The sequence below is a fragment of the Enterobacter sp. UPMP2061 genome (assembly GCF_053709615.1).
This window is the reverse complement of the sequence record NZ_JBSKJP010000002.1, coordinates 595,456-619,899: the sequence shown is the minus strand read 5'-3', so window position 1 is coordinate 619,899 and position 24,444 is coordinate 595,456. Positions and strand designations below refer to the sequence as shown.

Annotated in this window: 27 protein-coding genes and 2 pseudogenes; 20 read left to right on the top strand and 9 right to left on the bottom strand. The window is 55.5% G+C overall.

All coding sequences use genetic code 11. The features are described 5' to 3' along the window. Positions 1 to 65: 65 nt before the first annotated feature. From fliZ to ACWKXX_RS08420, 3 genes and pseudogenes are all read right to left on the bottom strand, one after another. Positions 66 to 617 (bottom strand): flagella biosynthesis regulatory protein FliZ, encoded by a 552-nt coding sequence (gene fliZ / locus ACWKXX_RS08430; protein ID WP_015570235.1) that lies wholly within the window; start codon positions 615 to 617, stop codon positions 66 to 68. Between the two features lie 54 nt (positions 618 to 671). Continuing rightward, a complete protein-coding gene (locus ACWKXX_RS08425; RefSeq protein WP_003859623.1) occupies positions 672 to 1,391 on the bottom strand; it encodes an RNA polymerase sigma factor FliA in 720 nt (239 codons plus the stop codon). 163 nt (positions 1,392 to 1,554) lie between these two features. Next, a pseudogene (locus ACWKXX_RS08420) lies at positions 1,555 to 2,894 on the bottom strand (FliC/FljB family flagellin). A 269-nt stretch (positions 2,895 to 3,163) separates the two neighbouring features. On the opposite strand from ACWKXX_RS08420, the gene fliD reads away from it, so the two are divergent. The 4 genes from fliD (at position 3,164) to amyA (ending at position 6,974) form a co-directional block, all read left to right on the top strand. After that, complete coding sequence (fliD, locus tag ACWKXX_RS08415) at positions 3,164 to 4,576, top strand: flagellar filament capping protein FliD (RefSeq protein ID WP_047716608.1); 1,413 nt, start codon at positions 3,164 to 3,166, stop codon at positions 4,574 to 4,576. A gap of 30 nt (positions 4,577 to 4,606) precedes the next feature. Further along, positions 4,607 to 5,017, top strand: coding sequence for a flagellar export chaperone FliS (fliS, locus tag ACWKXX_RS08410; protein ID WP_003859616.1), 411 nt, complete (start codon positions 4,607 to 4,609; stop codon positions 5,015 to 5,017). Beyond that, complete coding sequence (fliT, locus tag ACWKXX_RS08405; RefSeq protein WP_006811148.1) at positions 5,017 to 5,388, top strand: flagella biosynthesis regulatory protein FliT; 372 nt, start codon at positions 5,017 to 5,019, stop codon at positions 5,386 to 5,388. The genes fliS and fliT overlap by 1 nt, the downstream gene beginning before the upstream one ends. Positions 5,389 to 5,486: 98 nt before the next feature. Then, positions 5,487 to 6,974, top strand: coding sequence for an alpha-amylase (gene amyA / locus ACWKXX_RS08400; protein ID WP_003859614.1), 1,488 nt, complete (start codon positions 5,487 to 5,489; stop codon positions 6,972 to 6,974). 102 nt (positions 6,975 to 7,076) lie between these two features. On the opposite strand, the gene yedD is transcribed toward amyA, so the two are convergent. Both yedD and fliE read right to left on the bottom strand, forming a co-directional pair. After that, complete coding sequence (yedD, locus tag ACWKXX_RS08395) at positions 7,077 to 7,490, bottom strand: lipoprotein YedD (protein WP_003859613.1); 414 nt, start codon at positions 7,488 to 7,490, stop codon at positions 7,077 to 7,079. Between the two features lie 74 nt (positions 7,491 to 7,564). Then, positions 7,565 to 7,879 (bottom strand): flagellar hook-basal body complex protein FliE, encoded by a 315-nt coding sequence (gene fliE / locus ACWKXX_RS08390; protein WP_032669595.1) that lies wholly within the window; start codon positions 7,877 to 7,879, stop codon positions 7,565 to 7,567. A 228-nt stretch (positions 7,880 to 8,107) separates the two neighbouring features. Here fliE and fliF point away from each other — a divergent pair, with 228 nt between their 5' ends. The 14 genes and pseudogenes from fliF (at position 8,108) to rcsA (ending at position 19,630) form a co-directional block, all read left to right on the top strand. Then, positions 8,108 to 9,790 (top strand): flagellar basal-body MS-ring/collar protein FliF, encoded by a 1,683-nt coding sequence (gene fliF / locus ACWKXX_RS08385; RefSeq protein ID WP_017383346.1) that lies wholly within the window; start codon positions 8,108 to 8,110, stop codon positions 9,788 to 9,790. Continuing rightward, complete coding sequence (fliG, locus tag ACWKXX_RS08380) at positions 9,783 to 10,781, top strand: flagellar motor switch protein FliG (protein WP_003859608.1); 999 nt, start codon at positions 9,783 to 9,785, stop codon at positions 10,779 to 10,781. Before fliF ends, fliG begins: the two co-directional genes overlap by 8 nt. Beyond that, on the top strand, positions 10,774 to 11,481 hold the full coding sequence (gene fliH / locus ACWKXX_RS08375) for a flagellar assembly protein FliH (RefSeq protein WP_047746711.1): 708 nt from the start codon (positions 10,774 to 10,776) through the stop codon (positions 11,479 to 11,481). The genes fliG and fliH overlap by 8 nt, the downstream gene beginning before the upstream one ends. Next, positions 11,481 to 12,851, top strand: coding sequence for a flagellar protein export ATPase FliI (gene fliI / locus ACWKXX_RS08370; RefSeq protein ID WP_047746713.1), 1,371 nt, complete (start codon positions 11,481 to 11,483; stop codon positions 12,849 to 12,851). The genes fliH and fliI overlap by 1 nt, the downstream gene beginning before the upstream one ends. A gap of 21 nt (positions 12,852 to 12,872) precedes the next feature. Continuing rightward, entirely contained in the window at positions 12,873 to 13,316 is a 444-nt protein-coding gene (gene fliJ / locus ACWKXX_RS08365) for a flagellar export protein FliJ (RefSeq protein ID WP_017383343.1), read from the top strand. Next, positions 13,313 to 14,527 (top strand): flagellar hook length control protein FliK, encoded by a 1,215-nt coding sequence (fliK, locus tag ACWKXX_RS08360; RefSeq protein ID WP_047731048.1) that lies wholly within the window; start codon positions 13,313 to 13,315, stop codon positions 14,525 to 14,527. The genes fliJ and fliK overlap by 4 nt, the downstream gene beginning before the upstream one ends. Positions 14,528 to 14,633: 106 nt before the next feature. Further along, on the top strand, positions 14,634 to 15,104 hold the full coding sequence (fliL, locus tag ACWKXX_RS08355) for a flagellar basal body-associated protein FliL (RefSeq protein ID WP_003859598.1): 471 nt from the start codon (positions 14,634 to 14,636) through the stop codon (positions 15,102 to 15,104). Between the two features lie 4 nt (positions 15,105 to 15,108). Continuing rightward, the gene (gene fliM, locus ACWKXX_RS08350; RefSeq protein WP_003859594.1) at positions 15,109 to 16,113 is read left to right on the top strand and encodes a flagellar motor switch protein FliM; all 1,005 of its coding nucleotides are present in this window, start codon (positions 15,109 to 15,111) and stop codon (positions 16,111 to 16,113) included. Continuing rightward, a complete protein-coding gene (gene fliN, locus ACWKXX_RS08345; RefSeq protein WP_003859592.1) occupies positions 16,110 to 16,523 on the top strand; it encodes a flagellar motor switch protein FliN in 414 nt (137 codons plus the stop codon). Before fliM ends, fliN begins: the two co-directional genes overlap by 4 nt. 2 nt (positions 16,524 to 16,525) lie before the next feature. Beyond that, positions 16,526 to 16,900, top strand: a complete 375-nt coding sequence (gene fliO / locus ACWKXX_RS08340) for a flagellar biosynthetic protein FliO (protein ID WP_015572438.1) — start codon at positions 16,526 to 16,528, stop codon at positions 16,898 to 16,900. Beyond that, complete coding sequence (gene fliP, locus ACWKXX_RS08335; RefSeq protein WP_015572437.1) at positions 16,900 to 17,637, top strand: flagellar type III secretion system pore protein FliP; 738 nt, start codon at positions 16,900 to 16,902, stop codon at positions 17,635 to 17,637. Before fliO ends, fliP begins: the two co-directional genes overlap by 1 nt. Positions 17,638 to 17,647: 10 nt before the next feature. Continuing rightward, the gene (gene fliQ / locus ACWKXX_RS08330) at positions 17,648 to 17,917 is read left to right on the top strand and encodes a flagellar biosynthesis protein FliQ (protein WP_003859587.1); all 270 of its coding nucleotides are present in this window, start codon (positions 17,648 to 17,650) and stop codon (positions 17,915 to 17,917) included. Positions 17,918 to 17,923: 6 nt separating this feature from the next. Next, a pseudogene (fliR, locus tag ACWKXX_RS08325) lies at positions 17,924 to 18,716 on the top strand (flagellar biosynthetic protein FliR); the annotation flags it as partial. A gap of 290 nt (positions 18,717 to 19,006) precedes the next feature. After that, entirely contained in the window at positions 19,007 to 19,630 is a 624-nt protein-coding gene (gene rcsA, locus ACWKXX_RS08320; RefSeq protein WP_017383340.1) for a transcriptional regulator RcsA, read from the top strand. 99 nt (positions 19,631 to 19,729) lie between these two features. Here rcsA and dsrB read toward each other — a convergent pair whose 3' ends face one another. Beyond that, positions 19,730 to 19,918, bottom strand: a complete 189-nt coding sequence (gene dsrB / locus ACWKXX_RS08315; RefSeq protein WP_003859583.1) for a protein DsrB — start codon at positions 19,916 to 19,918, stop codon at positions 19,730 to 19,732. 128 nt (positions 19,919 to 20,046) lie between these two features. On the opposite strand from dsrB, the gene yodD reads away from it, so the two are divergent. After that, positions 20,047 to 20,274: a YodD family peroxide/acid resistance protein gene (gene yodD, locus ACWKXX_RS08310; RefSeq protein ID WP_017383339.1), complete on the top strand. Its 228-nt coding sequence runs from the start codon at positions 20,047 to 20,049 to the stop codon at positions 20,272 to 20,274. 295 nt (positions 20,275 to 20,569) lie between these two features. After that, positions 20,570 to 21,370, top strand: a complete 801-nt coding sequence (locus tag ACWKXX_RS08305; protein ID WP_017383338.1) for a mannosyl-3-phosphoglycerate phosphatase-related protein — start codon at positions 20,570 to 20,572, stop codon at positions 21,368 to 21,370. On the opposite strand, the gene dgcQ is transcribed toward ACWKXX_RS08305, so the two are convergent. From dgcQ to ACWKXX_RS08290, 3 genes are all read right to left on the bottom strand, one after another. Then, positions 21,355 to 23,055 (bottom strand): cellulose biosynthesis regulator diguanylate cyclase DgcQ, encoded by a 1,701-nt coding sequence (dgcQ, locus tag ACWKXX_RS08300; RefSeq protein WP_040117814.1) that lies wholly within the window; start codon positions 23,053 to 23,055, stop codon positions 21,355 to 21,357. The two genes, ACWKXX_RS08305 and dgcQ, sit on opposite strands and share 16 nt — an antisense overlap. A gap of 84 nt (positions 23,056 to 23,139) precedes the next feature. Continuing rightward, a complete protein-coding gene (locus ACWKXX_RS08295) occupies positions 23,140 to 23,322 on the bottom strand; it encodes a YodC family protein (protein ID WP_003859574.1) in 183 nt (60 codons plus the stop codon). Positions 23,323 to 23,399: 77 nt separating this feature from the next. After that, complete coding sequence (locus tag ACWKXX_RS08290) at positions 23,400 to 24,311, bottom strand: DUF808 domain-containing protein (RefSeq protein WP_017383336.1); 912 nt, start codon at positions 24,309 to 24,311, stop codon at positions 23,400 to 23,402. Positions 24,312 to 24,444 lie beyond the last annotated feature (133 nt).

Genomic DNA, 24,444 nt, shown 5'->3' with positions numbered 1-24,444 from the left:
TTTTTGAGTAGTGTAGAGAAATCGCCTGCAACGTCAAAGGCGGCTGCGCTACATCTTATTCTTTTTTAATATATATCAGAAGTTGTTCCGGCGCGGACTTTCTGCTTTATGACGCCCGGCATCTGGACTTTATATTGCGCGTACTTTCGCAGCGCGATGCGGTAATTATTGGTACTGGTGGCGGGCAACCAGGGTTCCAGATTTTCATCCAGGTATCCGGTCGTCAGCAGATCGCGGGAGATATTTTGCATGGTCAAATGCTGACCCAGGCGGCGCAGGCGAACCACGTATTCACGCACGGTGCCGTGACTCATCTCCGTTTGTTCAAACAGGAATTGCTTGAAGCCGATAATATCGAAGAAGTCGCTTTGCTCTTTGCAATGGAGATCGCCACAGAAACGGCAAAGCGCTACCCACTCTTTTTGCTCTTCAAGCCAGGCGGCTTCATCCATCAGCGTGTCGAGGCGGGAAATCGCAATCTTATTCACGATTTCACCGCGACGAACCAGCGTGATGCGGTCGAGTAATTTTTTACAGTGGGCGCAATGCGTCTGGCTGTGTTTAAAGTCTTTCAGGTAGCGGCTTAAAGGCCGTCTTTTAGATTGCTGCACCGTCATGATAACTCCTAGTTGTCAATACGTTGTGCGGCATTTCCAAGGCGAATGACTCACCTATAACTTACCCAGTTTTGTGCGCAGGCGTTTAATGGCCTGGCTGTGCAGCTGGCTCACCCGAGACTCGCCCACCTCCAGCACGGCGCCAATCTCTTTGAGATTGAGCTCTTCCTGGTAATAGAGGGTTAACACCAGTTGCTCACGTTCCGGTAAAGCTTCGATCGCTTCCATCACGCGCTGGCGTAAATTCCCTTCCAGTAAATGGTGTAACGGGTTTTCTTGCTGATGTTCATCCGTCACCAGCTCGATGCTATCGCCATGCTCTTCGCGCCACTCATCATAAGAGAAGAGTTGGCTGTTATTGGTATCGAGCAACATCTGGCGATACTCTTCAACAGGAATGCCCAGACGCTCCGCTACTTCGGTTTCCGTCGCGTTGCGCCCCAGCTCCTGTTCCAGCTGCCCCATCGCATGCGCCACTTCGCGCGCGTTGCGGCGAACGCTGCGCGGCACCCAGTCGCGGCTGCGCAGCTCGTCCAGCATCGCACCACGAATACGCTGCACTGCGTAAGTCGTAAATGCCGTTCCTTGCAGAGCGTCGTACCGGTCAACTGCATTCAATAACCCGATACCGCCCGCCTGTAGCAGATCGTCCAGTTCCACGCTCGCCGGCAAACGCACCTGGAGGCGCAATGCTTCGTGACGCACCAGCGGAACATAACGCTGCCACAGCGAGTGTTTATCCATTACACCTTCAGCGGTATAGAGTGAATTCACGATAAACAGCCCTGCGTTAGTTGAGTTATCGGCATGATTATCCGATTCTGGAGGGGTTTTAATCGGGTGAATAGTGGGTGAAATGAGGGGTTATTTGGGGGGTTACGCGTGAATGCGGACAGAAAAAACCCCGCCGAAGCGGGGTTTGAGCTTAAACAGGCGATTAGCCTTGCAGCAGAGACAGAACCTGCTGAGGAACCTGGTTAGCTTTGGACAGCACGGAGTTACCGGCCTGCTGAACGATCTGCGCTTTAGACATGTTGGACACTTCGGTCGCATAGTCGGCGTCCTGAATACGGGACTGCGCTTCAGACAGGTTGGTGGTGGTGTTGTTCAGGTTGGTTACGGCAGAGCTCAGACGGTTCTGAACCGCACCCAGTGAAGAACGGAATTTGTCTACGGACGCGATAGCTTTGTCCAGCAGAGCCAGTGGATCGTTGGTAGCAGTACCAGCGAAAGTTTTAGTTGCAGTAGTTGGAGGAACAGCAGTTGCATCATCACTCAACTGAATAGCAGTGTCGATATCAGTGTTACCAGTAGCACTATTGGCAACAACATCTGTACCATCGGTAGCACCAGCTAAGTAATCTTTACCCTGCACTGTAACATAACCTACCGCAGCACCATTACTGTTGGTTGTTACTTTGATTGCTTGTGCTGACTGCGTTGCTCCAGTAACACCGTTAGCTGGGTCAGTATACGTTACATCTGTTGTGTTAAGTGTTACGGTACCGTTTGCAGCGACGATGCTGAGTAGAAGTCATTACCTGACTGCACAACATATGAACCAGTAGCAGAACCATCAGCCTTCTGCACGTTGTGCAGAGAAAGGCCAGAAGTATCACTAACTCCAAGAGTTTTAGCGATAGCAGCTGCTGCTGTAGCATCTGCACCAAATTTAACAGCAATTGGTGCATCACCAGCAGCTGCGTCTGGAACTGTAGTGATAGCATCGCTAACCTTCAGCGCATTACCAGACACAGAATAACCTTTCAGACCCAGAGTAGAAGAGTCGATCTTCTGCAAGTCAATAGAAATAGTCTGGCCATCGTTTGCACCAACCTGAATCTTCATTGTGCCATCTTTCGCCAGCACGTTCACGCCGTTGAACTGAGTCTGACCGGATACGCGGTCGATTTCGTCCAGACGGGATTTGATTTCGTCCTGGATTGAAGACAGGTCAGAATCAGAGTTAGTACCGGTAGTTGCCTGAACGGTCAGTTCACGAACACGCTGAAGGTTGTTGTTGATTTCAGACAGAGCGCCTTCAGTGGTCTGCGCCAGAGAGATACCGTCGTTAGCGTTACGTGCAGCCTGAGTCAGGCCTTTGATGTTAGAGGTGAAGCGGTTAGCGATAGCCTGGCCCGCAGCGTCATCTTTCGCGCTGTTGATACGCAGACCAGAAGACAGACGCTCGATAGAAGAAGACAGAGCGGACTGGTTCTTGTTGATGTTGTTCTGAGTGATCAGCGAGAGGCTGTTGGTATTAATGACTTGTGCCATGATTTCGATTCCTGTTGTTCATCAAATCTGTTTGGTTAGATTTGGGTTTCCACCCTTCGGCTTCATCGCCGTCAAAAGTGTTATCGTCTGGTCTAAACCAACCTTTAGATATTTTTTCAGGATCGCGTTAATTTTTTTAGCCACGGAAAAGCTCTTCTCTATTACCGTTATTCCCGCCATTAAAAAAAAGAAATTAACCGTAAACTTTCCCCCATTGAGGCCGATAACCCCACTATTCGTTCTACGTGTCGATAGATTAAGGAATAAATATGGCAAGTATTTCATCATTGGGGATTGGTTCGGGTCTTAAGTTAGCAGACATTCTGGATAGTCTGACCACGGCCGAAAAAGCACAGCTGACGCCAATTTCCAAACAACAGACATCGTATACCGCCAAGCTGAGCGCTTACGGCACGTTGAAAAGTTCACTGGAAGCGTTTCAGACCGCCAACACCGCGCTGAATAAAGCCGACCTGTTTACAGCGACCAGCACGTCGAGCAGTACCACAGCATTCAGCGCCACCACTACCGGCAGCGCGATTGCCGGTAAATACACCATCAGCGTGTCGCAGCTGGCGCAGGCGCAAACCCTGACGACCAAAAATGCGCAGCCGGATACCAAAACGGCCATTGCCACGGCTGACAGCAAGATCACCTTTACCGCCGGTAACGGTAAAGATCCGGTGACCGTCGATATCAGCGCGGCAAACTCCTCGCTGACCGGCATTCGCGATGCGATTAACAAAGCTGACGCCGGCGTGACCGCCAGTATTATTAACGTCGGTAATGGTCAGTACCGTCTGTCCATCACCTCCACCGAAACCGGGGCGGACAACGCGGTCAGCATCAGCGTGAGCGGCGACAGCGCCCTGCAATCCTTTATGGGTTACAACGGCGCCAGCACCGACGCCAGCAACGGCATGACAGAAAGCGTCACCGCGCAGAACGCGAAGCTGAAGGTGAATAACGTTGATATCGAAAACAGCAGCAACACCATTAGCGATGCGCTGGAAGATATCACCCTGAACCTGAACGATGTCACCACCGGTAACCAGACGCTGACGATCGCTAAAGATACATCGAAAGCGGAAACGGCGATGAAAGCCTGGGTGGATGCCTACAACACCCTTCAGGACAGCTTTGCATCATTAACCAAATATACGGCGGTTGATGCGGGTACAGATGCGCAGGATTCCAGCAACGGTGCCCTGCTCGGAGACAGTACGCTGCGTACTATCCAGACGCAGCTGAAAACCATGCTGGGCAACTCCGTCGGCGGAACCGCCTATAAAACGCTGTCTCAGGTCGGCATTACCTCCGATCCAAGTACGGGTAAGCTGGAGCTGGACAGCGACAAGCTGAAAAAAGCGCTGACGGATAACCCGTCTGCGGTGAAAGATTTGGTTGTGGGTGACGGTAAAACCACCGGGATCACTACCACCATGGCCACCCATCTGACTGACTGGCTTTCCAGTAAAGGCATTATCCAGGCGGCCAAAGATGGCGTCAGCAAAACGCTGAACAAGTTAACGGATCAATATAACGCCGTGAGCGAACGTATTGACGCGAGAGTGGCGCAGTACAAAGCCCAGTTTACCCAGCTGGACGTACTGATGACCTCGCTGAACAACACCAGCAGCTACCTGACGCAGCAGTTCGAAAATACGTCCAGCAACAAGTAGTAAACGCTAATCAGACCCGAGGGGGATAACATGTACGGCGCAAAAGGCACGCAAGCCTACGCAAAGATAGAAGTTGAAAGCGCGGTGATGAGCGCCAGCCAGCAGCAGCTGGTTATCATGCTATTTGATGGAGCCCTCAGCGCGCTGGTACGCGCGCGTCTGTTCCTGGCAGACGGTAATATCCCGGCAAAAGGGCTGGCGCTCTCAAAAGCCATCAACATTATCGAAAACGGGCTGAAGGTTGGCCTGGTGGAAAATAACGGTGATGAGCTCACGCAAAACCTGATTGCCCTTTATGCCTATATGGTACGTCGCCTCCTGCACGCCAACGTGAATAACGACGCCAGCGCCATCGAAGAGGTGGAAAACTTGCTGCGCAATATCGCTGACGGGTGGAAGGAGGTTGCCGGTACGCCACAACTGATGCAGGACGCCGTCTAATGAGTAACGCACCGCAACTTTATGCCCTTTATCAGCAACTCCTTGAGCAGAGCCAGTTGATGTTGCGACTGGCCCGGCAGGGACTATGGGATGATCTGATCATCTGTGAAACCGACTATGTTAATGCGGTGCACTCACTGGCTCGTCTCACTCAGGAAAGTGAACCTTCGATGCAGATTCAGGAGCAGCTTCGCCCGACGCTGCGGGTGATCCTGGACAACGAAGGCCAGGTAAAAACGTTGCTGCAAGCCAGAATGGATGAACTGGCGAAGCTGGTTGGGCAATCCTCCATCCAGAAAACCGTTCTCTCCACCTACGGTAACCAGGGCGGTCATGTCCTGGTTCCGCAAAGTAATAGCGATATTAATTAGCCATTTAACTGGCGTTCGAGCGTTAACCGTTTCGTTCGCCAGGCATTTCTGCCAAACCTGCTCCATACTTGAGTTTCGCGACCTCATGGAGATGGTGCATGCGCAACCCAACACTTTTACAATGTTTTCACTGGTACTACCCCACCGGCGGTGAACTGTGGCGAGAAGTCACGGCATTAGCCCCCAACCTGAACGAAATCGGCATCAATATGGTCTGGTTACCGCCGGCATACAAAGGGGCATCCGGCGGCTATTCCGTCGGGTATGACTCTTATGACCTTTTCGACCTCGGTGAGTTTGACCAGAAAGGCAGCGTCGCCACCAAATACGGCGATAAAGCCCAGCTGCTGGAGGCCATCAACGCCTTAAAAAGCAACCAGATTGCGGTGCTTCTGGACGTGGTGGTCAACCATAAAATGGGGGCCGATGAAAAGGAACCCGTCCGCGTGCAGCGCGTGGATGCTCAGGATCGCACCCAAATCAGCGATGAGATCATCGAATGCGAAGCCTGGACGCGTTACACCTTCCCCGTTCGGGCCGGGCAGTATTCGCAGTTCATCTGGGATTACAAATGCTTCAGCGGTATCGACCACATTGAAAACCCCAATGAGGACGGTATCTTCAAAATCGTGAACGACTACACCGGCGAAGGCTGGAACGATCAGGTCGACGACGAGATGGGCAATTTCGATTACCTGATGGGTGAAAACATTGATTTTCGCAACCACGCGGTGACGGAGGAGATCAAATACTGGGCGCGCTGGGTGATGGAGCAAACCCACTGCGACGGCTTCCGCCTGGACGCGGTAAAACACATCCCGGCCTGGTTCTACAAAGAGTGGATTGAGCACGTCCAGGAGGTGGCCCCGCAGCCGCTGTTTATCGTGGCGGAATACTGGTCTCACGAAGTGGATAAATTGCAGCACTACATCAATCAGGTGGACGGTAAAACCATGCTGTTTGATGCGCCGCTGCAAATGAAATTTCACGAAGCGTCACGCCAGGGACGCGACTACGATATGAGCCAGATTTTCACCGGTACGCTGGTGGAAGCCGATCCGTTCCATGCCGTGACGCTGGTTGCCAACCACGACACCCAACCCTTGCAGGCGCTGGAAGCCCCGGTTGAAGCCTGGTTCAAACCGCTGGCCTACGCGCTCATCCTGCTGCGTGAAAACGGCGTGCCGAGCGTATTCTACCCGGATCTTTTTGGCGCCAGCTATGACGACACCGGCGGGGATGGCGAGACGTATCACATCGATATGCCGGTGATTGAACAGCTCCACGAGCTGATCCTCGCCCGGCAGCGTTTTGCCCACGGCGTGCAGACGCTGTTTTTCGATCATCCAAACTGCATTGCGTTCAGCCGCAGCGGGACTGAGGAGCACCCGGGCTGTGTGGTGGTGCTGTCGAATGGTGATGACGGCGAGAAGACCATCTGCCTCGGGGAGAATTACGGCAATAAGACCTGGCGTGATTTTTTAGGCAACCGCGAGGAAACCGTGACCACGGCGGCGGATGGCGAAGGGACGTTCTTCTGTAACGGGGGAAGCGTCAGCGTCTGGGTGATTGAGGACGCGCTGTAGTGCTGGGAAAGTGCGGCCTGATGCCCTCACCCCGACCCTCTCCCACCGGGAGAGGGAGCAAACCCTAAAAACGGCAATATGATTGCCGTTTTGCTTTTACCGCTACGGAAGCTTACTCTCCAGCGGATTCTTGCTCAGGTAATCTGCGCATTCCACCGTTGGACGGTCAACCTTGTACAGTTCCATACCGTCATACTCCAGCGCCGCCCCATCACGCTCCAGCGGATAGACATCCAGCTTACGGGTCACGTTGTAATAATCATCTGAACGCAGCATGATCTTACCCGGCACCGCGATAACGCGCTGCCACTGACGGCAATCCAGCGTATCCCCCTCTGGCGTCACCACCAGCGTGGCGATCGCTTCCGGGCTCACCATCGCGCTCTGCGGCCCTTTCGACTGCCAGTAACCTGCCAGTTGCGAAGGTACCGGGTGCTTAATCACTTCCTGATAGTTATCTACCTGAACACATCCCGCTAACGTCAGCATCGCAGCCACAATTGCTACTTTTTTCATCATCTTTCCTGCATGCGAAGAAAAAAATATTGTGGCATTAAAGCCATCAGGCTGCCAGCGTAAGATTGGAAGGTTTACACCTGCATCGACATCACGTCCTGGTATGCCGACACCAGCTTGTTACGCACCTGCAACCCCATCTGCAATGACACCGACGCTTTTTGCAGATCGGCCATCACATCGTTGAGCGCCACGCCGGGTTCGCCAAGGGTAAATCTCTCAGCCTGGGTACGGGCCGCGTTTTGCTTGTCGCTGATCCGGTCCAGCGCCGCATGCAGTTGACCGGCGAAGCTAACGCCCGGCGGCTGGTCAGCCACGCTCTGATTACGGGCGGTCATCGCCGTTGCCTGTAACTGACTGAGTACCCCTTCAATGCCCTGTATAGCCATGACTCTCCCCTGGATGGTTTTTTACGAGGTCAAGACTAACAGCTTGTCAATAAGATAATGGCGGTAAATAGCGTTAAAAAACCAGGTTATTTGACGCATAGAAAATCCCGAATCATCAAATAATGGCAGGGCCATCAGTATGGAACTTTTGTCGTGTTTGCCGACCCGGGAGTCAGTTTTGTTTCTCTACACGAATAACGTAAACCACCAGGATTTAAGAGGTGCGCAATGAGTGCGACAGCAGCATCGACAGCGCCACAGAATAAATCACTCGAGTGGATGAACCGCCTTCGCGCCAACCCTAAGATCCCGTTGATTGTGGCAGGCGCTGCCGCCATTGCGATCGTTGTCGCGATGGTCTTATGGGCAAAAAGCCCGGATTACCGCACGCTCTACAGCAACCTTTCCGACCAGGATGGCGGTGCCATCGTCACCCAGTTAACCCAGATGAACATCCCGTATCGCTTTGCCGATAACGGTGGTGCGCTTGAAGTACCGGCAGATAAAGTGCACGAGCTTCGCCTGCGTCTCGCCCAGCAGGGGCTGCCAAAAGGCGGCGCGGTTGGGTTTGAGCTGCTGGATCAGGAAAAATTCGGCATCAGTCAGTTCAGCGAGCAGGTTAACTATCAGCGCGCACTGGAAGGTGAGCTGGCCCGTACGATTGAAACCTTAGGCCCGGTGAAAAGTGCCCGCGTGCACCTGGCGATGCCTAAGCCGTCCCTGTTTGTCCGTGAACAAAAGTCCCCTTCGGCCTCTGTGACCGTTAACCTCGAACCTGGCCGTGCGCTGGATGAAGGTCAGATCAGCGCCGTCACGCACCTGGTCTCCAGTGCGGTGGCCGGCCTGCCGCCGGGTAACGTTACGCTTGTCGATCAGAGTGGTCATCTGCTGACGCAGTCCAACACCGCCGGGCGCGATCTCAACGACGCCCAGCTGAAATACGCCGCCGACGTGGAAGGCCGTCTCCAGCGTCGCATTGAAGCGATTCTGGGCCCGGTGGTCGGCAGCAGCAATGTGCACGCGCAGGTCACGGCGCAGATTGATTTCTCGAATAAAGAACAGACCGAAGAGCAGTACGCTCCGAACGGGGATGCCTCCCGCGCCGTGTTACGCTCGCGTCAAATCAATGAGACGGAACAGGTCGGCGGCCAGTATCCTGGCGGTGTGCCGGGCGCACTCTCTAACCAGCCTGCGCCTGCCAACGCCGCGCCAATCTCCACCCCGCCGGCAAACCCGCAGAACGGTCAGCAAACGAATCAGCAGACGACCTCGACCGCGAACAGTACCGGCCCGCGTAACAGCAGCCGTAACGAAACGACCAACTACGAAGTCGACCGGACTATCCGCCATACCAAACTGAACACGGGCGATATTCAGCGTCTCTCTGTTGCCGTGGTGGTGAACTACAAAACGCTGCCGGACGGTAAACCGCTGCCGCTCACGGCGGAGCAGATGAAGCAGATCGAAGATTTAACCCGCGAAGCGATGGGCTTCTCTGAAAAACGTGGCGATACCCTCAACGTTGTGAACTCACCGTTCAACCCGGTGGATGAGACCGGTGGCGAACTGCCGTTCTGGCAACAGCAGGCGTTCTTCGATCAGCTGATGTCCGCAGGCCGCTGGCTGCTGGTGCTGATTGTCGCGTGGCTGCTGTGGCGTAAGGGCGTTCGTCCTCAGCTACAGCGCCGTGCTGAAGCCGAGAAAGCCGCGCTGGAACAGAAGAACGCGCGTCCGGACGAGGAAGAAGCGGTTGAAGTTCGTCTCAGCAAAGATGAACAGATGCAGCAGCGCCGTGCTAACCAGCGTATGGGCGCAGAGGTGATGAGCCAGCGCATTCGCGAAATGTCAGATAACGATCCGCGCGTCGTCGCGCTGGTCATCCGCGGTTGGATGGGTAACGAACATGAGTAATACGCTTACAGGCACCGATAAAAGCGTCATCCTGCTGATGACCATTGGCGAAGATCGCGCGGCGGAAGTGTTTAAACACCTCTCCCAGCGAGAAGTGCAGATCCTCAGCGCGGCGATGGCCAACGTGCGCCAGATCTCCAACAAGCAGCTGACAGAAGTGCTGGCGGAGTTTGAGCAGGAAGCCGAGCAGTTTGCCGCGCTCAACGTCAACGCCAACGAATACCTGCGCTCCGTGCTGGTTAAGGCGCTCGGCGAAGAGCGCGCCGCCAGCCTGCTGGAAGATATTCTCGAAACGCGCGACACCGCCAGCGGGATCGAAACGCTCAACTTTATGGAGCCGCAAAGCGCCGCCGATCTTATTCGCGACGAGCACCCGCAGATTATCGCCACCATTCTGGTCCACCTCAAACGGGGTCAGGCAGCCGATATTCTGGCGCTGTTCGACGAGCGCCTGCGCCACGACGTGATGCTGCGTATCGCCACCTTCGGCGGCGTCCAGCCAGCCGCGCTGGCGGAGCTGACCGAAGTGCTGAACAACCTGCTCGACGGCCAGAACCTCAAGCGCAGCAAAATGGGTGGCGTGAGAACGGCAGCGGAAATCATCAACCTGATGAAAACGCAGCAGGAAGAGGCGGTTATTACGGCGGTACGCGAGTTCGACGGCGAGCTGGCGCAGAAAATTATCGACGAGATGTTCCTGTTCGAAAACCTGGTCGAAGTGGACGATCGCAGCATCCAGCGCCTGCTCCAGGAGGTGGACTCCGAATCGCTGCTTATCGCCCTCAAAGGCGCCGAGCAGCCGCTGCGCGAGAAGTTCCTGCGCAACATGTCCCAGCGTGCGGCCGATATCCTGCGCGACGACCTGGCCAACCGTGGCCCGGTGCGTCTGTCTCAGGTGGAAAACGAACAGAAGGCGATCCTGCTTATTGTTCGTCGTCTGGCAGAAACCGGCGAGATGGTGATTGGCAGCGGAGACGACACCTATGTCTGATGAACTGTCGTGGAAGCGCTGGACGCCTGACGACCTCTCCCCTCCCACCGCAGAGTTCACCCCTGCCGTTGTGTCGTCCGACGAGGGCGACGCCGGGGCGGGCATCCTCGAGCTGAGTGAAGAGGAACAGCGCGCCCAGATGCTGGCCCAGATGCAAATGCAGGCGCACGAGCAGGGCTTCAACGCCGGGATGAACGAAGGCCGTCAGACCGGGCACGCACAGGGTTATCAGGAAGGGCTGGCGAAAGGTTTAGAGCAGGGCATCGAGCAGGCGCGCCAGCAGCAGGCGCCGCTGCATGCCCGCATGCAGCAGCTGGTGAGCGAGTTTCAGCACACGCTGGATGCGCTCGACAGCGTGATTGCCTCGCGCCTGATGCAGATGGCGCTGGAGGCGGCCCGTCAGGTGATCGGCCAGACGCCGGTAGTGGATAACGCCGCGCTGATTAAGCAGATCCAGGCCCTGCTCCAGCAGGAGCCGCTGTTCAGCGGCAAACCGCAGCTGCGCGTTCATCCTGATGATTTGCAGCGCGTGGAAGAGAGCCTCGGCGCGACGCTGAGCCTGCACGGCTGGCGGCTGCGCGGCGATCCGTCGCTCCATCACGGAGGCTGTAAGGTCTCGGCGGATGAGGGCGATCTGGATGCCAGCGTCGCGACCCGCTGGCAGGAACTGTGCCGCCTGGCGGCACCGGGAGTCATCTGATGACCGCTCGCCTTACGCGCTGGCTTAACACGCTCGATAATTTTGAAACGAAGATGGCGCAGCTGCCATCCGTTCGTCGTTATGGACGCCTGACGCGCGCCACCGGTCTGGTCCTGGAAGCCACTGGGCTGCAACTTCCGCTCGGCGCCACCTGCGTGATTGAGCGTCAGGACGGGGGGGAGACGCATGAAGTGGAAAGCGAAGTGGTCGGGTTCAACGGTCAGCGCCTGTTTCTGATGCCCCTTGAAGAAGTGGAAGGGATTTTGCCCGGCGCCCGCGTCTACGCGAAAAACATCAGCGGTGACGGCCTGCAAAGCGGCAAACAGCTCCCGCTCGGTCCGGCGCTGCTGGGCCGCGTGCTGGACGGAAGCGGCAAACCGCTCGATGGCCTGCCCTCCCCTGATACCACCGAAACCGGCGCGCTGATCACCCAACCCTTCAACCCGCTGCAACGCACGCCAATCGAGCACGTACTGGATACCGGCGTGCGGCCGATTAACGCCCTGCTCACCGTGGGACGCGGCCAGCGTATGGGGCTGTTTGCCGGCTCCGGCGTGGGTAAATCGGTCCTGCTCGGCATGATGGCGCGTTATACCCAGGCGGACGTTATCGTGGTAGGCCTGATTGGTGAGCGTGGTCGCGAAGTCAAAGATTTCATCGAAAACATTCTGGGTGCGGAGGGCCGCGCCCGCTCGGTGGTGATCGCCGCGCCTGCGGACGTGTCGCCGCTGCTGCGTATGCAGGGTGCCGCCTACGCCACGCGTATTGCGGAAGATTTCCGCGACCGGGGCCAGCACGTGCTGCTGATTATGGACTCCCTGACCCGCTACGCGATGGCGCAGCGTGAGATTGCGCTGGCCATCGGCGAGCCGCCCGCGACCAAAGGCTACCCGCCGTCGGTCTTCGCCAAGCTCCCGGCGTTGGTTGAGCGCGCGGGGAACGGCATCAGCGGCGGCGGCTCCATCACCGCGTTCTATACGGTACTGACCGAAGGCGATGACCAGCAGGACCCGATTGCCGACTCCGCGCGAGCGATCCTCGACGGCCATATCGTGCTGTCGCGCCGTCTGGCCGAAGCCGGGCACTATCCGGCAATTGATATTGAAGCCTCGATCAGCCGTGCGATGACGGCCTTGATCACCGAGCAACACTACGCCCGCGTGCGTAACTTCAAACAACTGCTCTCCAGCTTCCAGCGCAACCGCGATCTGGTAAGCGTCGGGGCGTACGCCAAAGGCAGCGACCCGATGCTCGATAAAGCGATTGCCCTGTGGCCGCAGCTGGAGGCATTTCTGCAACAGGGTATTTTTGAACGCGCCGACTGGGAAGATTCCCTCCAGGCACTGGAGCTGATTTTCCCGCAGGTGTAACACAGGTGGAGGGCGAAGGTCATGGCGCAGAACAGCGCGTTATCAACGCTGAAAGATCTGGCTGAAAAAGAAGTTGATGATGCCGCATTGCAGCTTGGCGCAATGCGACGCGGGTGCCAGCAGGCTGAAGAACAGTTGAAGATGTTAATCGACTATCAGCATGAATATCGCACCAACCTTAACACCGACATGGCGCAGGGCATTGGTAGCCAGCGCTGGATTAACTATCAGCAGTTTATCCAGACGCTGGAAAAGGCGATTGAGCAGCATCGCCAGCAGCTCAACCAGTGGACGCAAAAAGTCGATACCGCGCTGAATTTCTGGCGCGAGAAAAAACAGCGGTTGCAGGCCTGGCAAACCTTACAGGACCGGCAGATTGCAGCCTCGACCCTGGCGGAAAACCGTCTGGATCAGAAAAAAATGGATGAGTTTGCCCAGCGCGCATCAATGAGGAAACCAGAATGATCACACTGCAACAACTGCTAATGACCGACAGCGACCCGTCCGGCGGCACGCTGACCGGGAAAGGCGCTGAGGGCGCGCAAGATTTTCTCTCTCTGCTGGCGGGCGCGCTGACCGAGACCACCGGCAAAGGCAAAGATGCCCCGCTGACGCTGGCGGATCTGAAAGCGGCGGGCAACAAGCTGTCGACAGCGGCAAAGGAAAAAAACGGTGATACCACGCTCCAGGCCAAAATCGCCGAACTGCTCTCCCGTCAGGAGACCCTGACTGGTGAAGATACCGCCGTCTCCCTGCAAAGCCTCGTCTCCGGCCTGAAACCCGCCGCGAATACGGATGCGCTGAAGGCGCTGACCCAGCCGGAGGCGAAAACAAACAGCGAGACCACGACTGAAGAAGAGGAGCTGGCCGGGTTAAGCGCGCTGATGGCGATGTTACCGCACCAGCAGACCACCATCCCGGTAGCGACGCAGCCTGCGAGCACCGGGGAGATCGCCCCCCGTGCCGCCCTCCCCTCTGCGCTAGCCCAGACGGACAACGGCCAGCATCAGCCGCTTAGCCATGCGTTAACGGGTCAGGAAAAAATGCCGGTTCAGGACAGCGACACATCGCTGCCCGCCACGGCAGCCGTTACGCCAGCCGTCGCCGCCGTCGCAGAGAAGCAGGACGTAGCGAGCGCGGCGTCGTCTGCCGCCAGCCCAACCGCGACGCTGGCGCCGATCGTCAGTCACCTGGCGCCTTCACAGCCTGCCGCTACCGTTGCGACAGCGCCGGTGTTAAGCCAGCCGCTGGGCACGCACGAATGGCAGCAGAATCTGAGCCAGCACATCACCCTGTTCACAAAGCAGGGACAGCAGACCGCAGAGCTGCGTCTGCACCCGGAGGATCTGGGTCAGGTGCAAATTTCGCTTAAGCTGGATGACAACCAGGCGCAGTTGCAGATGGTTTCGCCCCACAGCCACGTCCGCGCGGCGCTGGAAGCGGCCCTGCCGATCCTGCGCACGCAGCTTGCGGAAAACGGCATTCAGCTTTCCCAAAGCAGCGTCAGCAGCGAGGGCTTTGCCGGGCAACAGCAGTCCTCATCCGGGCAGCAACAGCACGCTTCGCGTTCCGGCCAGCATGGTGGGTTTAACGATGAGAGCGAAGAGTTATTGCCTGCCCCTGCCGCCCTGCAATCCGCCGCGCGCGGCAGCCGTGCCGTAGACATCTTTGCCTAAACGCCAGAGGTAACGTGATTATCCCCGTCTTTTCCACGCTTTGACCTAAGCCGGACACGGGATAATCACCGTATTAAGCTGTACCGAAACAGGAAGCTCGTATCAGATGACAGACTCCGCTATCACCAAAAAAAGCAAGCGTTCCATCTGGATCCCGCTGCTGGTGTTGATTACCCTCGCGGCCTGCGCCACCGCAGGCTACAGTTACTGGCGTATGCAGCAGGAACCCTCCAGCGCGGCCGCCAAAGCTGAAGCGCCGCCTCCACCGGCGCCGGTCTTCTACCCGCTGGATACGTTCACCGTGAACCTGGGCGATGCGGATCGCGTGCTTTACGTGGGTATTACGCTGCGTCTGAAAGATGAAGCGACCCGTGCACGCCTGAACGACTACCTGCCAGAAGTGCGTAGCCGTCTGCTGCTGCTGTTTTCTCGTCAGGATGCCTCCGCGCTCGCCACCGATGTGGGCAAGCAAAAGCTGGTCGATGCCATTAAACAGACGCTGGCGACCCCGCTGGTAAACGGCCAACCTAAGCAGGAAGTCACTGACGTTCTGTATACAGCCTTCATTCTGCGGTAACGACATGGGCGACAGTATTCTTTCTCAGGCAGAAATCGATGCGCTGCTCAACGGCGACAGCGATAAAAGTGACGAACCGAAGCCGGGTCTGACCGGCGACGATAATATTCGTCCCTACGATCCCAATACCCAGCGTCGCGTGGTGCGCGAGCGTTTACAGGCGCTGGAGATCATCAACGAACGTTTCGCACGTCAATTCCGTATGGGGCTGTTTAACCTGCTGCGTCGTAGCCCGGATATTACCGTCGGTGCGATCCGCATTCAGCCGTATCATGAGTTTGCCCGCAACCTGCCGGTGCCAACCAACCTTAACCTGATCCATCTGAAACCGCTGCGCGGTACCGGCCTGGTTGTGTTCTCGCCAAGCCTGGTGTTCATCGCGGTGGATAACCTGTTCGGTGGCGATGGCCGTTTCCCGACCAAAGTGGAAGGCCGCGAGTTTACCCATACCGAACAGCGCGTGATTAACCGCATGCTGAAGCTGGCGCTGGAATCCTACAGTGACGCGTGGAAAGCGATTAACCCGCTGGAAGTGGAGTACGTGCGTTCCGAGATGCAGGTGAAGTTTACCAACATCACCACCTCCCCGAATGACATCGTCGTGAACACCCCGTTCCACGTCGAGATCGGCAACCTGACGGGCGAGTTCAACATCTGCCTGCCGTTCAGCATGATTGAACCGCTGCGCGAACTGCTGGTGAACCCGCCGCTGGAGAACTCACGTCACGAAGATCAGAACTGGCGTGAAAACCTGGTGCGTCAGGTGCAGCATTCGCAGCTGGAGCTGGTGGCCAACTTCGCCGACATCTCCATGCGGTTATCGCAGATCCTGAAATTACAACCCGGCGACGTTTTGCCGATAGATAAACCTGACCGCATTATTGCCCATGTGGATGGCGTACCCGTGCTGACAAGCCAGTACGGCACGATTAACGGCCAGTATGCGTTACGCGTTGAGCACTTGATCAACCCGATTTTGAATTCGCTGAATGAGGAACAGCCCAAATGAGTGACATGAACAATCCGTCCGATGAAAACAGCGGAGCACTGGACGATCTGTGGGCTGACGCGTTAAACGAGCAGAAAACGACGCCGACGAAAAGCGCGGCAGACGCGGTCTTTCAGCAGTTAGGCGGCGGCGACGTCAGCGGCACGTTGCAGGACATCGACCTGATTATGGACATTCCGGTCAAGCTGACCGTTGAGCTAGGTCGCACCCGCATGACCATTAAAGAGCTGCTGCGCCTGACGCAGGGTTCCGTGGTGGCGCTTGACGGTTTAGCGGGTGAGCCGCTGGATATTCTGATCAACGGCTACCTGATTGCACAGGGCGAAGTAGTGGTGGTGGCCGATAAATACGGCGTACGTATCACCGACATCATTACCCCTTCCGAACGCATGCGTCGTCTGAGTCGTTAAGTATGAAAACCCAGGCAACACTGTCCGCGCCCTCCGCCGTACCCGGCTCACCGCTGCTCCAGGTGAGCGGCGCGCTGTTCGGTATTATTGCCTTTATCCTTATCGCCGCCTGGCTGGCAAAGCGTTTCGGTCTGGCGGGGAAAACGGCCGGTACCCGCGGGTTGAAGGTCAGCGCCAGCACCCCGCTAGGACCGCGCGAGCGCGTGGTCATTGTGGAGGTGGAAGATGCACGACTGGTGCTGGGCGTGACCGCCTCCAGCATTAACGTCCTTCACACGCTCCCCCCTGCGCCTGTCACGGTGGAGGCTAACGCCCAGGCCCCTGCGGATTTCCAGTCCGTAATGAAGAGTTTGCTCAAGCGTCCCGGGAGATCCTGATGCGCCGTTTGTTATTCCTTACGCTGACAGGCCTGGGCCTGTTCGCGCCCTCTGTGTATGCGCAACTGCCGGGGCTGGTTTCCACGCCGCTGGCGAACGGTGGACAAAGCTGGTCCCTGTCCGTGCAGACGCTGGTATTCATCACCTCGCTGACCTTTATCCCGGCGATCCTGCTAATGATGACCAGCTTCACCCGCATCATCATTGTGTTTGGCCTGCTGCGCAACGCGCTCGGCACGCCGTCCGCGCCGCCCAATCAGGTACTGCTGGGTTTAGCCCTGTTCCTGACCTTTTTCATTATGTCGCCGGTGATCGACAAGATTTACACCGAGGCCTACCAGCCGTTCAGCGAAGATAAAATTTCCATGCAGGTTGCCCTGGAAAAGGGCGCGCAGCCATTACGTGAATTTATGCTTCGCCAGACGCGCGAAGCGGATCTGGCCCTGTTTGCCCGTCTCGCTAACACCGGTGAGTTACAGGGGCCGGAAGCGGTGCCGATGCGTATTCTGCTCCCGGCGTATGTGACCAGTGAGCTGAAAACGGCGTTCCAGATTGGCTTCACCATTTTCATTCCGTTCCTGATTATTGACCTGGTGATCGCCAGCGTCCTGATGGCGCTCGGGATGATGATGGTCCCGCCCGCAACCATTGCCTTGCCCTTTAAGATCATGCTGTTCGTGCTGGTCGACGGCTGGCAGCTGCTGGTCAGCTCGCTGGCGCAGAGTTTCTACAGTTGAGGAGCGCGCAATGACGCCTGAGTCGGTCATGATGATGGGCACGGAGGCGATGAAAGTCGCGATTGCCGTCGCCGCGCCCCTGCTGCTGGTTGCGCTGGTCACCGGTCTGATTATCAGTATTCTCCAGGCCGCCACGCAGATTAACGAAATGACCCTGTCGTTCATCCCGAAGATCATTGCCGTCTTCGTGGCGATTATCGTTGCCGGGCCATGGATGCTCAATTTGCTGCTGGACTATATGCGCAACCTGTTCACCAATCTGCCTTACATCATCGGCTGACGGACGATGCTGCATTTCACCAGCGATCAGTTTGTTCAGTGGCTCGGGATCTATTTCTGGCCGATGCTGCGCATCATGGCGCTGATCTCCACCGCCCCCATACTCAGTGAAAAGTCGGTGCCTAAACGCGTCAAAATTGGGCTGGGCATGGTTATCACGATTATCGTTGCCCCTACCCTGCCAGCGGTGGATATCCCGATCTTTTCCCCGAATGCGATCTGGATTGCCCTGCAACAGGTGATGATTGGCGTGGCGGTCGGGTTTACGATGCAGCTCGCCTTCGCCGCGGTACGAACGGCGGGTGAACTTATCGGTTTGCAGATGGGCCTGTCTTTCGCGACGTTCGTTGACCCGGGCAGCCATCTGAATATGCCCGTGCTGGCGCGTATTATCGACCTGCTGGCGATGCTGTTGTTTCTCTCGTTCAACGGCCACCTGTGGCTCATCTCGATGCTGGTGGACACCTTCCACACGCTGCCGATTGGCGACAACCCGGTAAACAGCAACGCGTTTCTGGCGCTGGTGCGGGCTGCCGGGCTGATCTTCCTCAACGGGCTGATGCTGGCGCTGCCGATCATTACCCTGCTGCTCACCGTTAACCTCGCATTAGGTTTACTCAACCGAATGGCTCCGCAGCTGTCGGTATTCGTCATCGGCTTTCCGGTGACTTTGACGGTTGGCCTTTTATTAATGTCATTATTGATGCCACTTATCGCCCCCTTCTGCGAGCATTTATTCAGCGAGATATTCAATCTGTTAGCGGATATTGTCAGCGAACTTCCACGCAAATAATAACCCGCAGTGTTTGCAATGTCTTTCTGAGGATATTCCTAAAAATAATCTCGAAAAACATCTACCAGGATATATCTGACGCGGTTTAAATGTTTCTAACCACCTCACAATACTTAATATTTACTTTACTTTAAGATGATTCCTGGCAAATTATACGTAACTTTACGGGATAGTGAGTTCGCCTGAAAGTCTTTGTCATGCTCACAGGTTTTATGAGATTTTTTCCATCCCGTATGGCTGTTTATGAGCTCTCAGGCAGGTGGTGAATTATCGTTACGCATTGAGTGAGGGTATGCCATGTCAACGATCATTATGGATTTATGCAGCTACACCCGGCTAGGGTTAACCGGGTACTTAGCAAGCAGAGGGGTAAGAAAGAGAGACATCAACGATGCACACACCGTTGAAGAACTCGCAGCCGCTTGTGACGCCCACAAGCCCGGCGTGGTGTTTATTAATGAGGACTGTTTCATTCACGACCCCGCTAACAGTCAGCACATTAAGCAGATCATTAATCAGCATCCTAAGACCCTGTTTATTGTTTTTATGGCGATCGCCAATATTCATTTCGATGAGTATTTGTTGGTGCGTAAAAACTTATTAATCAGTTCGAAATCGATTAAACCAGAGTCGCTTGATGATATCCTGGGCGATTATTTGAATAAAGAAGTTAAGAATGTAGGGGCGGTTAACTTACCCACCCTATCATTAAGCAGAACTGAATCAAGTATGCTAAGAATGTGGATGGCTGGACAAGGGACAATTCAGATCTCAGACCAGATGAATATCAAGGCAAAAACAGTATCGTCACACAAAGGAAATATTAAAAGGAAAATTAAAACGCATAATAAGCAAGTCATATACCATGTCGTACGCCTGACAGATAATGTGACGAATGGGATTTTCGTTAATATGCGCTAATTTGCACGGCCATGTTGTACCCTACCTTGATCTCTGGCCTGGCCAGAGATTTTGCTTTTCAGTAGCCGGAGCCGGGGAGAAGACGCCCCCGACGCCGCCCTATTCCGCCGTTTCCACAAAGATCCCATCCGGGTGCCCCAGTTCGTTGAAGAACCAGATGCCGAGCGGGTAATCTTCCAGCGACACCAGATACATTGTGCCTTCATTAAACTCTTCTATAGCCAGCACCACGCCCGGGCGGCGCGGCCCACCGTCCGTTTTGACGGTTACCCGATCGTTGACCTTCATACATTCCTCCTGTGGTTTTGAGCCAGTGTAGAACAAATTGCATTGCCTGGCATCGCCACCTGACGCGAATGGCGTTTTTGTGTGCGGTCTATACTTAACTGTTGAGACGATTAAATGAGGAACCCGCCATGAAGACCGACAAAGAGTACAGCGACACCATTAAGCGTGAGGTTGAAGTGGATGTCGATGCCCTGCTTGCCGCCATCAATGAAATCAGTGAGTCCGAAGTTCATCGCGCGGAGGATAATTCCGACCGTGTCGTGGTCAATGGTAGGGATTACCATACCTACCGTGAACTGGCTGAAGCATTCGAGCTGGATATCCATGACTTTAGCGTCTCGGAGACGAACCGCTAAGGCGAAAAAAATCCCGGTCATGGGGATGACCGGGATCAAACTTGCTTATGCAAGAAGCACTTGTAAATTCGTTACACCAGGAAATCTGATGCAGGTAAGACATTATCCCCAACGGAATAGTCTTACAAGCATATATTCTCTTAGCGAATATTATATTTTATACATGTGAATTTTGGTTATGAGTATAAACATGCGCCGCGTGTGGGTTTGTCGGGATCGTTTCCACTTCAACGGCGCGTCAATGCCTGTTTTTTTTAAGATTTATCTTAGGTGAAATCATCACCCGGGAGACGTTATGCCTTCGTTTGAGGAGACTCTGCTTGTTTTTACCGACCTCGACGGCACGCTGTTGGATTTTCACACACTCGACTGGCAGCCTGCGGCCCCCTGGCTGGAAAAGTTAATGGATGAACAGGTACCGGTCATTCTGTGCAGCAGCAAAACCGCGTCCGAGATGGATGACATCCAGCAGGAGCTGGGGCTTGGCGGGTTGCCCTATATTGCGGAAAACGGCGCGGTGATCCAGCCTGACGTACGGTGGGAAAACGCCGCACGGTTCATCTCAGAAAAGAAGCATGACGATATCCGGCAGTGTATTGCCCGGGTACGCCAGGAGATGCATCTTAAATTCACCACCTTCGATGACGTGGACGAGCGCGTGGTCGCCGAATGGACTGGGCTGAGTCGTCCCCGCTCAGTGCTTGCGCGTAAACACGAGGCTTCCGTGACGCTGATCTGGCGTGACAGTGATGAACAAATGGAACGCTTTGCCGCCGAACTCGCCCGGCAGGGGCTGAAGATTGTCCAGGGAGCACGCTTCTGGCATATCCTGGATACCTGCTGCGGCAAAGACGTGGCGGTTCACTGGCTTGTGGACCAGTATCGCCTGCACGAGGGTTCCGAACCGACGACGCTGGGCCTGGGCGACGGCCCGAATGATGCCCCGCTGCTGGACAGCGTAGGCTTTGCCGTCGTGGTGAAAGGCTTCAACCGGGAGGGCGTCAGCCTTAAGAACAACGATCCCGCCCGGGTTTATCACACTCAGCACACCGGGCCGACCGGCTGGTGCGAGGGGCTTGATTACTTTTTGACGTGATCCTGCCAGATGACCCGGTTACGCCCGCGCTGTTTCGCCTCATACAGACGCGCATCGGCGGTGGATTGCAGATTTTCGAAGTGATAATTGCCCTTCTCCTGCGCGCCAGAGACGCCAAACGACGCACTTACGCGCAGGGTGGTACTTTTCTTAATCAGGATCTCTTTGCTGTCGATACGCTCGCGGATCTGCTCTGCGACTTCCGCCGCCTCTTCAAGCGTCATGCCCGGCAGCACCACACAGAACTCTTCGCCCCCGACGCGTCCGGCAATATCTTTAGTCCGGAGGGTGCTGGCAATCAGACCCGCGGCATGGGACAACACCTTATCACCCGCCTGATGCCCGAACCGATCATTGATGCTCTTGAAGCAATCAAGATCGATCTGAATGACCGAGAAAGGCAGCGACTGCTGTTCACACTGCTTCGCCAGCATTTTCGCCTGCTCGAACAGCGACCCACGATTATTCAGCCGGGTCAGAGGGTCGTGCCAGGCCTGCCATTGCAGCGAGTTCTGCATCGAATACATATTACTGACCATGCGCCGGATCACCAGCCATGAGATGAGCAGCATCGCGGTGAACAGCGCCCAAAGCAATGCCAGCACAATGCTGATGCTGCCGAAATCACCGCGCACCCCTTCATCCAGGGTGTGCACGCGCAGGACGATGCCATCAAAATGGTCGAGACGCTCCCAGCTCACAAAACGACTCCCCAGGCGAATGCCACCTTCGGAATCCGATTCTATCGCGTGCGCTATCTGCGCTAATTCGCGCGCGTCAAAATGATTAACGTCCGCAGCCGGTGATTCAGACGTTGCAAGCTGAGTAAGCCGACTGTCATACAGTTGGTATTCCCCTTCCGGGTTATCGCCCACGGCTTCCACCAGCAGGCGACGCAGGGTGGCAAAGGTGAAATCCATCGCCACCACGCCATACCAGACGTGATTGTAATAAACCGGCACGCTGGCGGTGATCAGCGGCTTTTTGCCGACAAAGGTGGAAGGCGGCGAGATAAACCAGCGCACGGCACGCGCACGGTTTTCACGCTCGGACTGTTGGGTAAACCAGGGCTGAGTGACCAGATGGTAATAGCGCTGCACGATATCGCTGGAATTTCCCGGCGTATCCGTTTCCAGAAAGAATCCGGCGCGAGAGACATAAATCACGCGCTCTTCGTTGCGGGAAGGGCTGGATGCCAGACGCAGCAAATACCCCACTTCAAGCGCGGCGGAGAGTTCATTATCAAGGTACTCATCATCACGGTTCAGAAGGGTCGTCTTTTCAACGAAGGCATCCGAAACACCGTTGATCGGTAACGTGCGCTGTTTATCAACCGCAATTTGCCAGCTGGGGGACGTGCGCAAATGCGCAAAACGCTTTACCGCATCATGCAGCACGCCAAACGCCAGCGGCGTTTCCAGCGCATCACGCATGCTGTGGCGAAAAAACAATATCTTATCGACGCTGAACTGAAGCTGTCTGTCCAGCGCACTGGCAACCGTTTCCAGATGGTTACGCTGGCTGGAGATATAAGCATCTTCCAGTACCACAACCTCGCGCCAGGTCAGGAGGGTGGAAAAGATCAGGACAACGATAAAACAGAAGTTAACAATCAAACGGGGATTGCTACGCTTATGCAGCCACTGCAAAAAAGATTGTTTTACAACAAAGGTATCGTGCTGCACACACACTCCCTGATTGTCGCTCACCATCCGATATGATAAGTCTTCTGCCAGTAAAAACGCCCGGCAAGGCCGGGCGTTGTGTGATTAAGCCTTGTCGCGTTTTTGCCTTTTATTAGCAGGCTGAAGCTCGTCTTCGCGAAAAGCCTCCCGCTTAATGCCGTATCCATCATGCCACCGACACTCCACCATTCCGCTGGAATACCCGGTGACGATCATACCTGGACCACCATTTTTGGGCTTAACTTCATCACTGATCAAAAAGACCATACCTGCCTCCTGTATCAGGGTGAAACGTTTTCAATTTAGACGAGGAATGGTCTTTTTGCATCCGGGGTCAGCAATAATTAATGCGATTTCCCGCGTACTTTTTCAACCAGCTTAACAACGGCTACCACAATCAGACCGACGATAAAGCCCAGTACGAGGTTAAGCAGTGTGGGCAGAATTGCAGCAACTACCGCTCCCTGGCCTGACGCAAAATGTTCAATCATGTGATGCAGCGAAGCAACACCGTGCACGATAATTCCGCCGCCGACCAGGAACATCGCCAGGGTTCCCACCACCGACAAGGTTTTCATCAGCCACGGCGCCAGCACCAGCAGGCTTTTCCCAATGCCGCGCGCAATTGCGCTGGATTTTTTTTCCAGCCAGAAGCCGATATCGTCCAGCTTGACGATCAGCCCGACCAGGCCATAAACCCCTATCGTCACGAGGATCGCAATGCCGGACAGGATCAGCACCTGGTTCATCAGAGGGGCATCAGAGACGATCCCCAGCGTAATCGCCACAATCTCGGCTGAGAGGATGAAGTCCGTGCGGATCGCGCCTTTGACCTTATCGCGTTCAAACGTTTTTGGATCCTGCGCGGCCAGCGCTTCCAGACGCTGCTGGCGCATTTCCGGGGTGTCTTTCTCTTTGCGTGCAGCGAACATATGCAACACTTTTTCGGCACCCTCGAAGCACAGGAACGCCCCGCCAATCATCAGCAGGGGCGTAATGGCCCAGGGTATAAAGGCGCTAATCAGCAGCGCCAGCGGAACGAGGATCACCTTGTTAATAAAGGACCCTTTCGCAACGCCCCACACCACCGGCAACTCACGGTTCGCCCGCACGCCGCTGACCTGCTGCGCGTTAAGCGACAAATCATCTCCCAGTACCCCGGCGGTCTTTTTCGCCGCCAGTTTTCCCATAACCGAAATGTCATCCAGCAAGGTGGCGATGTCGTCCAGTAATGTTAATAAGCTACTTCCTGCCAAAATCTCTTTCCTTCTTTTTTTGCTAATTAAGTGAATAGTATGGAACAAAACTCACCGCCCGGAAACTGGCACCGCGCGTCAACAAAAATTTCACATCAACAACACAATTAAAGCACTCGCCAGGCTGATAGTT

Coding starts and splice junctions, on each gene's coding strand:
- fliF (WP_017383346.1), top strand. CDS start 8,108: ATGAGTGCGACAGCAGCATCGACAGCGCCACAGAATAAATCACTCGAG.
- fliK (WP_047731048.1), top strand. CDS start 13,313: ATGATCACACTGCAACAACTGCTAATGACCGACAGCGACCCGTCCGGC.
- dsrB (WP_003859583.1), bottom strand. CDS start 19,918: ATGAAGGTCAACGATCGGGTAACCGTCAAAACGGACGGTGGGCCGCGC.
- fliM (WP_003859594.1), top strand. CDS start 15,109: ATGGGCGACAGTATTCTTTCTCAGGCAGAAATCGATGCGCTGCTCAAC.
- yodD (WP_017383339.1), top strand. CDS start 20,047: ATGAAGACCGACAAAGAGTACAGCGACACCATTAAGCGTGAGGTTGAA.
- fliG (WP_003859608.1), top strand. CDS start 9,783: ATGAGTAATACGCTTACAGGCACCGATAAAAGCGTCATCCTGCTGATG.
- rcsA (WP_017383340.1), top strand. CDS start 19,007: ATGTCAACGATCATTATGGATTTATGCAGCTACACCCGGCTAGGGTTA.
- fliN (WP_003859592.1), top strand. CDS start 16,110: ATGAGTGACATGAACAATCCGTCCGATGAAAACAGCGGAGCACTGGAC.
- yedD (WP_003859613.1), bottom strand. CDS start 7,490: ATGAAAAAAGTAGCAATTGTGGCTGCGATGCTGACGTTAGCGGGATGT.
- fliZ (WP_015570235.1), bottom strand. CDS start 617: ATGACGGTGCAGCAATCTAAAAGACGGCCTTTAAGCCGCTACCTGAAA.
- amyA (WP_003859614.1), top strand. CDS start 5,487: ATGCGCAACCCAACACTTTTACAATGTTTTCACTGGTACTACCCCACC.
- ACWKXX_RS08305 (WP_017383338.1), top strand. CDS start 20,570: ATGCCTTCGTTTGAGGAGACTCTGCTTGTTTTTACCGACCTCGACGGC.
- fliQ (WP_003859587.1), top strand. CDS start 17,648: ATGACGCCTGAGTCGGTCATGATGATGGGCACGGAGGCGATGAAAGTC.
- fliJ (WP_017383343.1), top strand. CDS start 12,873: ATGGCGCAGAACAGCGCGTTATCAACGCTGAAAGATCTGGCTGAAAAA.
- fliS (WP_003859616.1), top strand. CDS start 4,607: ATGTACGGCGCAAAAGGCACGCAAGCCTACGCAAAGATAGAAGTTGAA.
- fliD (WP_047716608.1), top strand. CDS start 3,164: ATGGCAAGTATTTCATCATTGGGGATTGGTTCGGGTCTTAAGTTAGCA.
- fliT (WP_006811148.1), top strand. CDS start 5,017: ATGAGTAACGCACCGCAACTTTATGCCCTTTATCAGCAACTCCTTGAG.
- fliL (WP_003859598.1), top strand. CDS start 14,634: ATGACAGACTCCGCTATCACCAAAAAAAGCAAGCGTTCCATCTGGATC.
- ACWKXX_RS08295 (WP_003859574.1), bottom strand. CDS start 23,322: ATGGTCTTTTTGATCAGTGATGAAGTTAAGCCCAAAAATGGTGGTCCA.
- fliO (WP_015572438.1), top strand. CDS start 16,526: ATGAAAACCCAGGCAACACTGTCCGCGCCCTCCGCCGTACCCGGCTCA.
- fliE (WP_032669595.1), bottom strand. CDS start 7,879: ATGGCTATACAGGGCATTGAAGGGGTACTCAGTCAGTTACAGGCAACG.
- fliH (WP_047746711.1), top strand. CDS start 10,774: ATGTCTGATGAACTGTCGTGGAAGCGCTGGACGCCTGACGACCTCTCC.
- fliI (WP_047746713.1), top strand. CDS start 11,481: ATGACCGCTCGCCTTACGCGCTGGCTTAACACGCTCGATAATTTTGAA.
- fliP (WP_015572437.1), top strand. CDS start 16,900: ATGCGCCGTTTGTTATTCCTTACGCTGACAGGCCTGGGCCTGTTCGCG.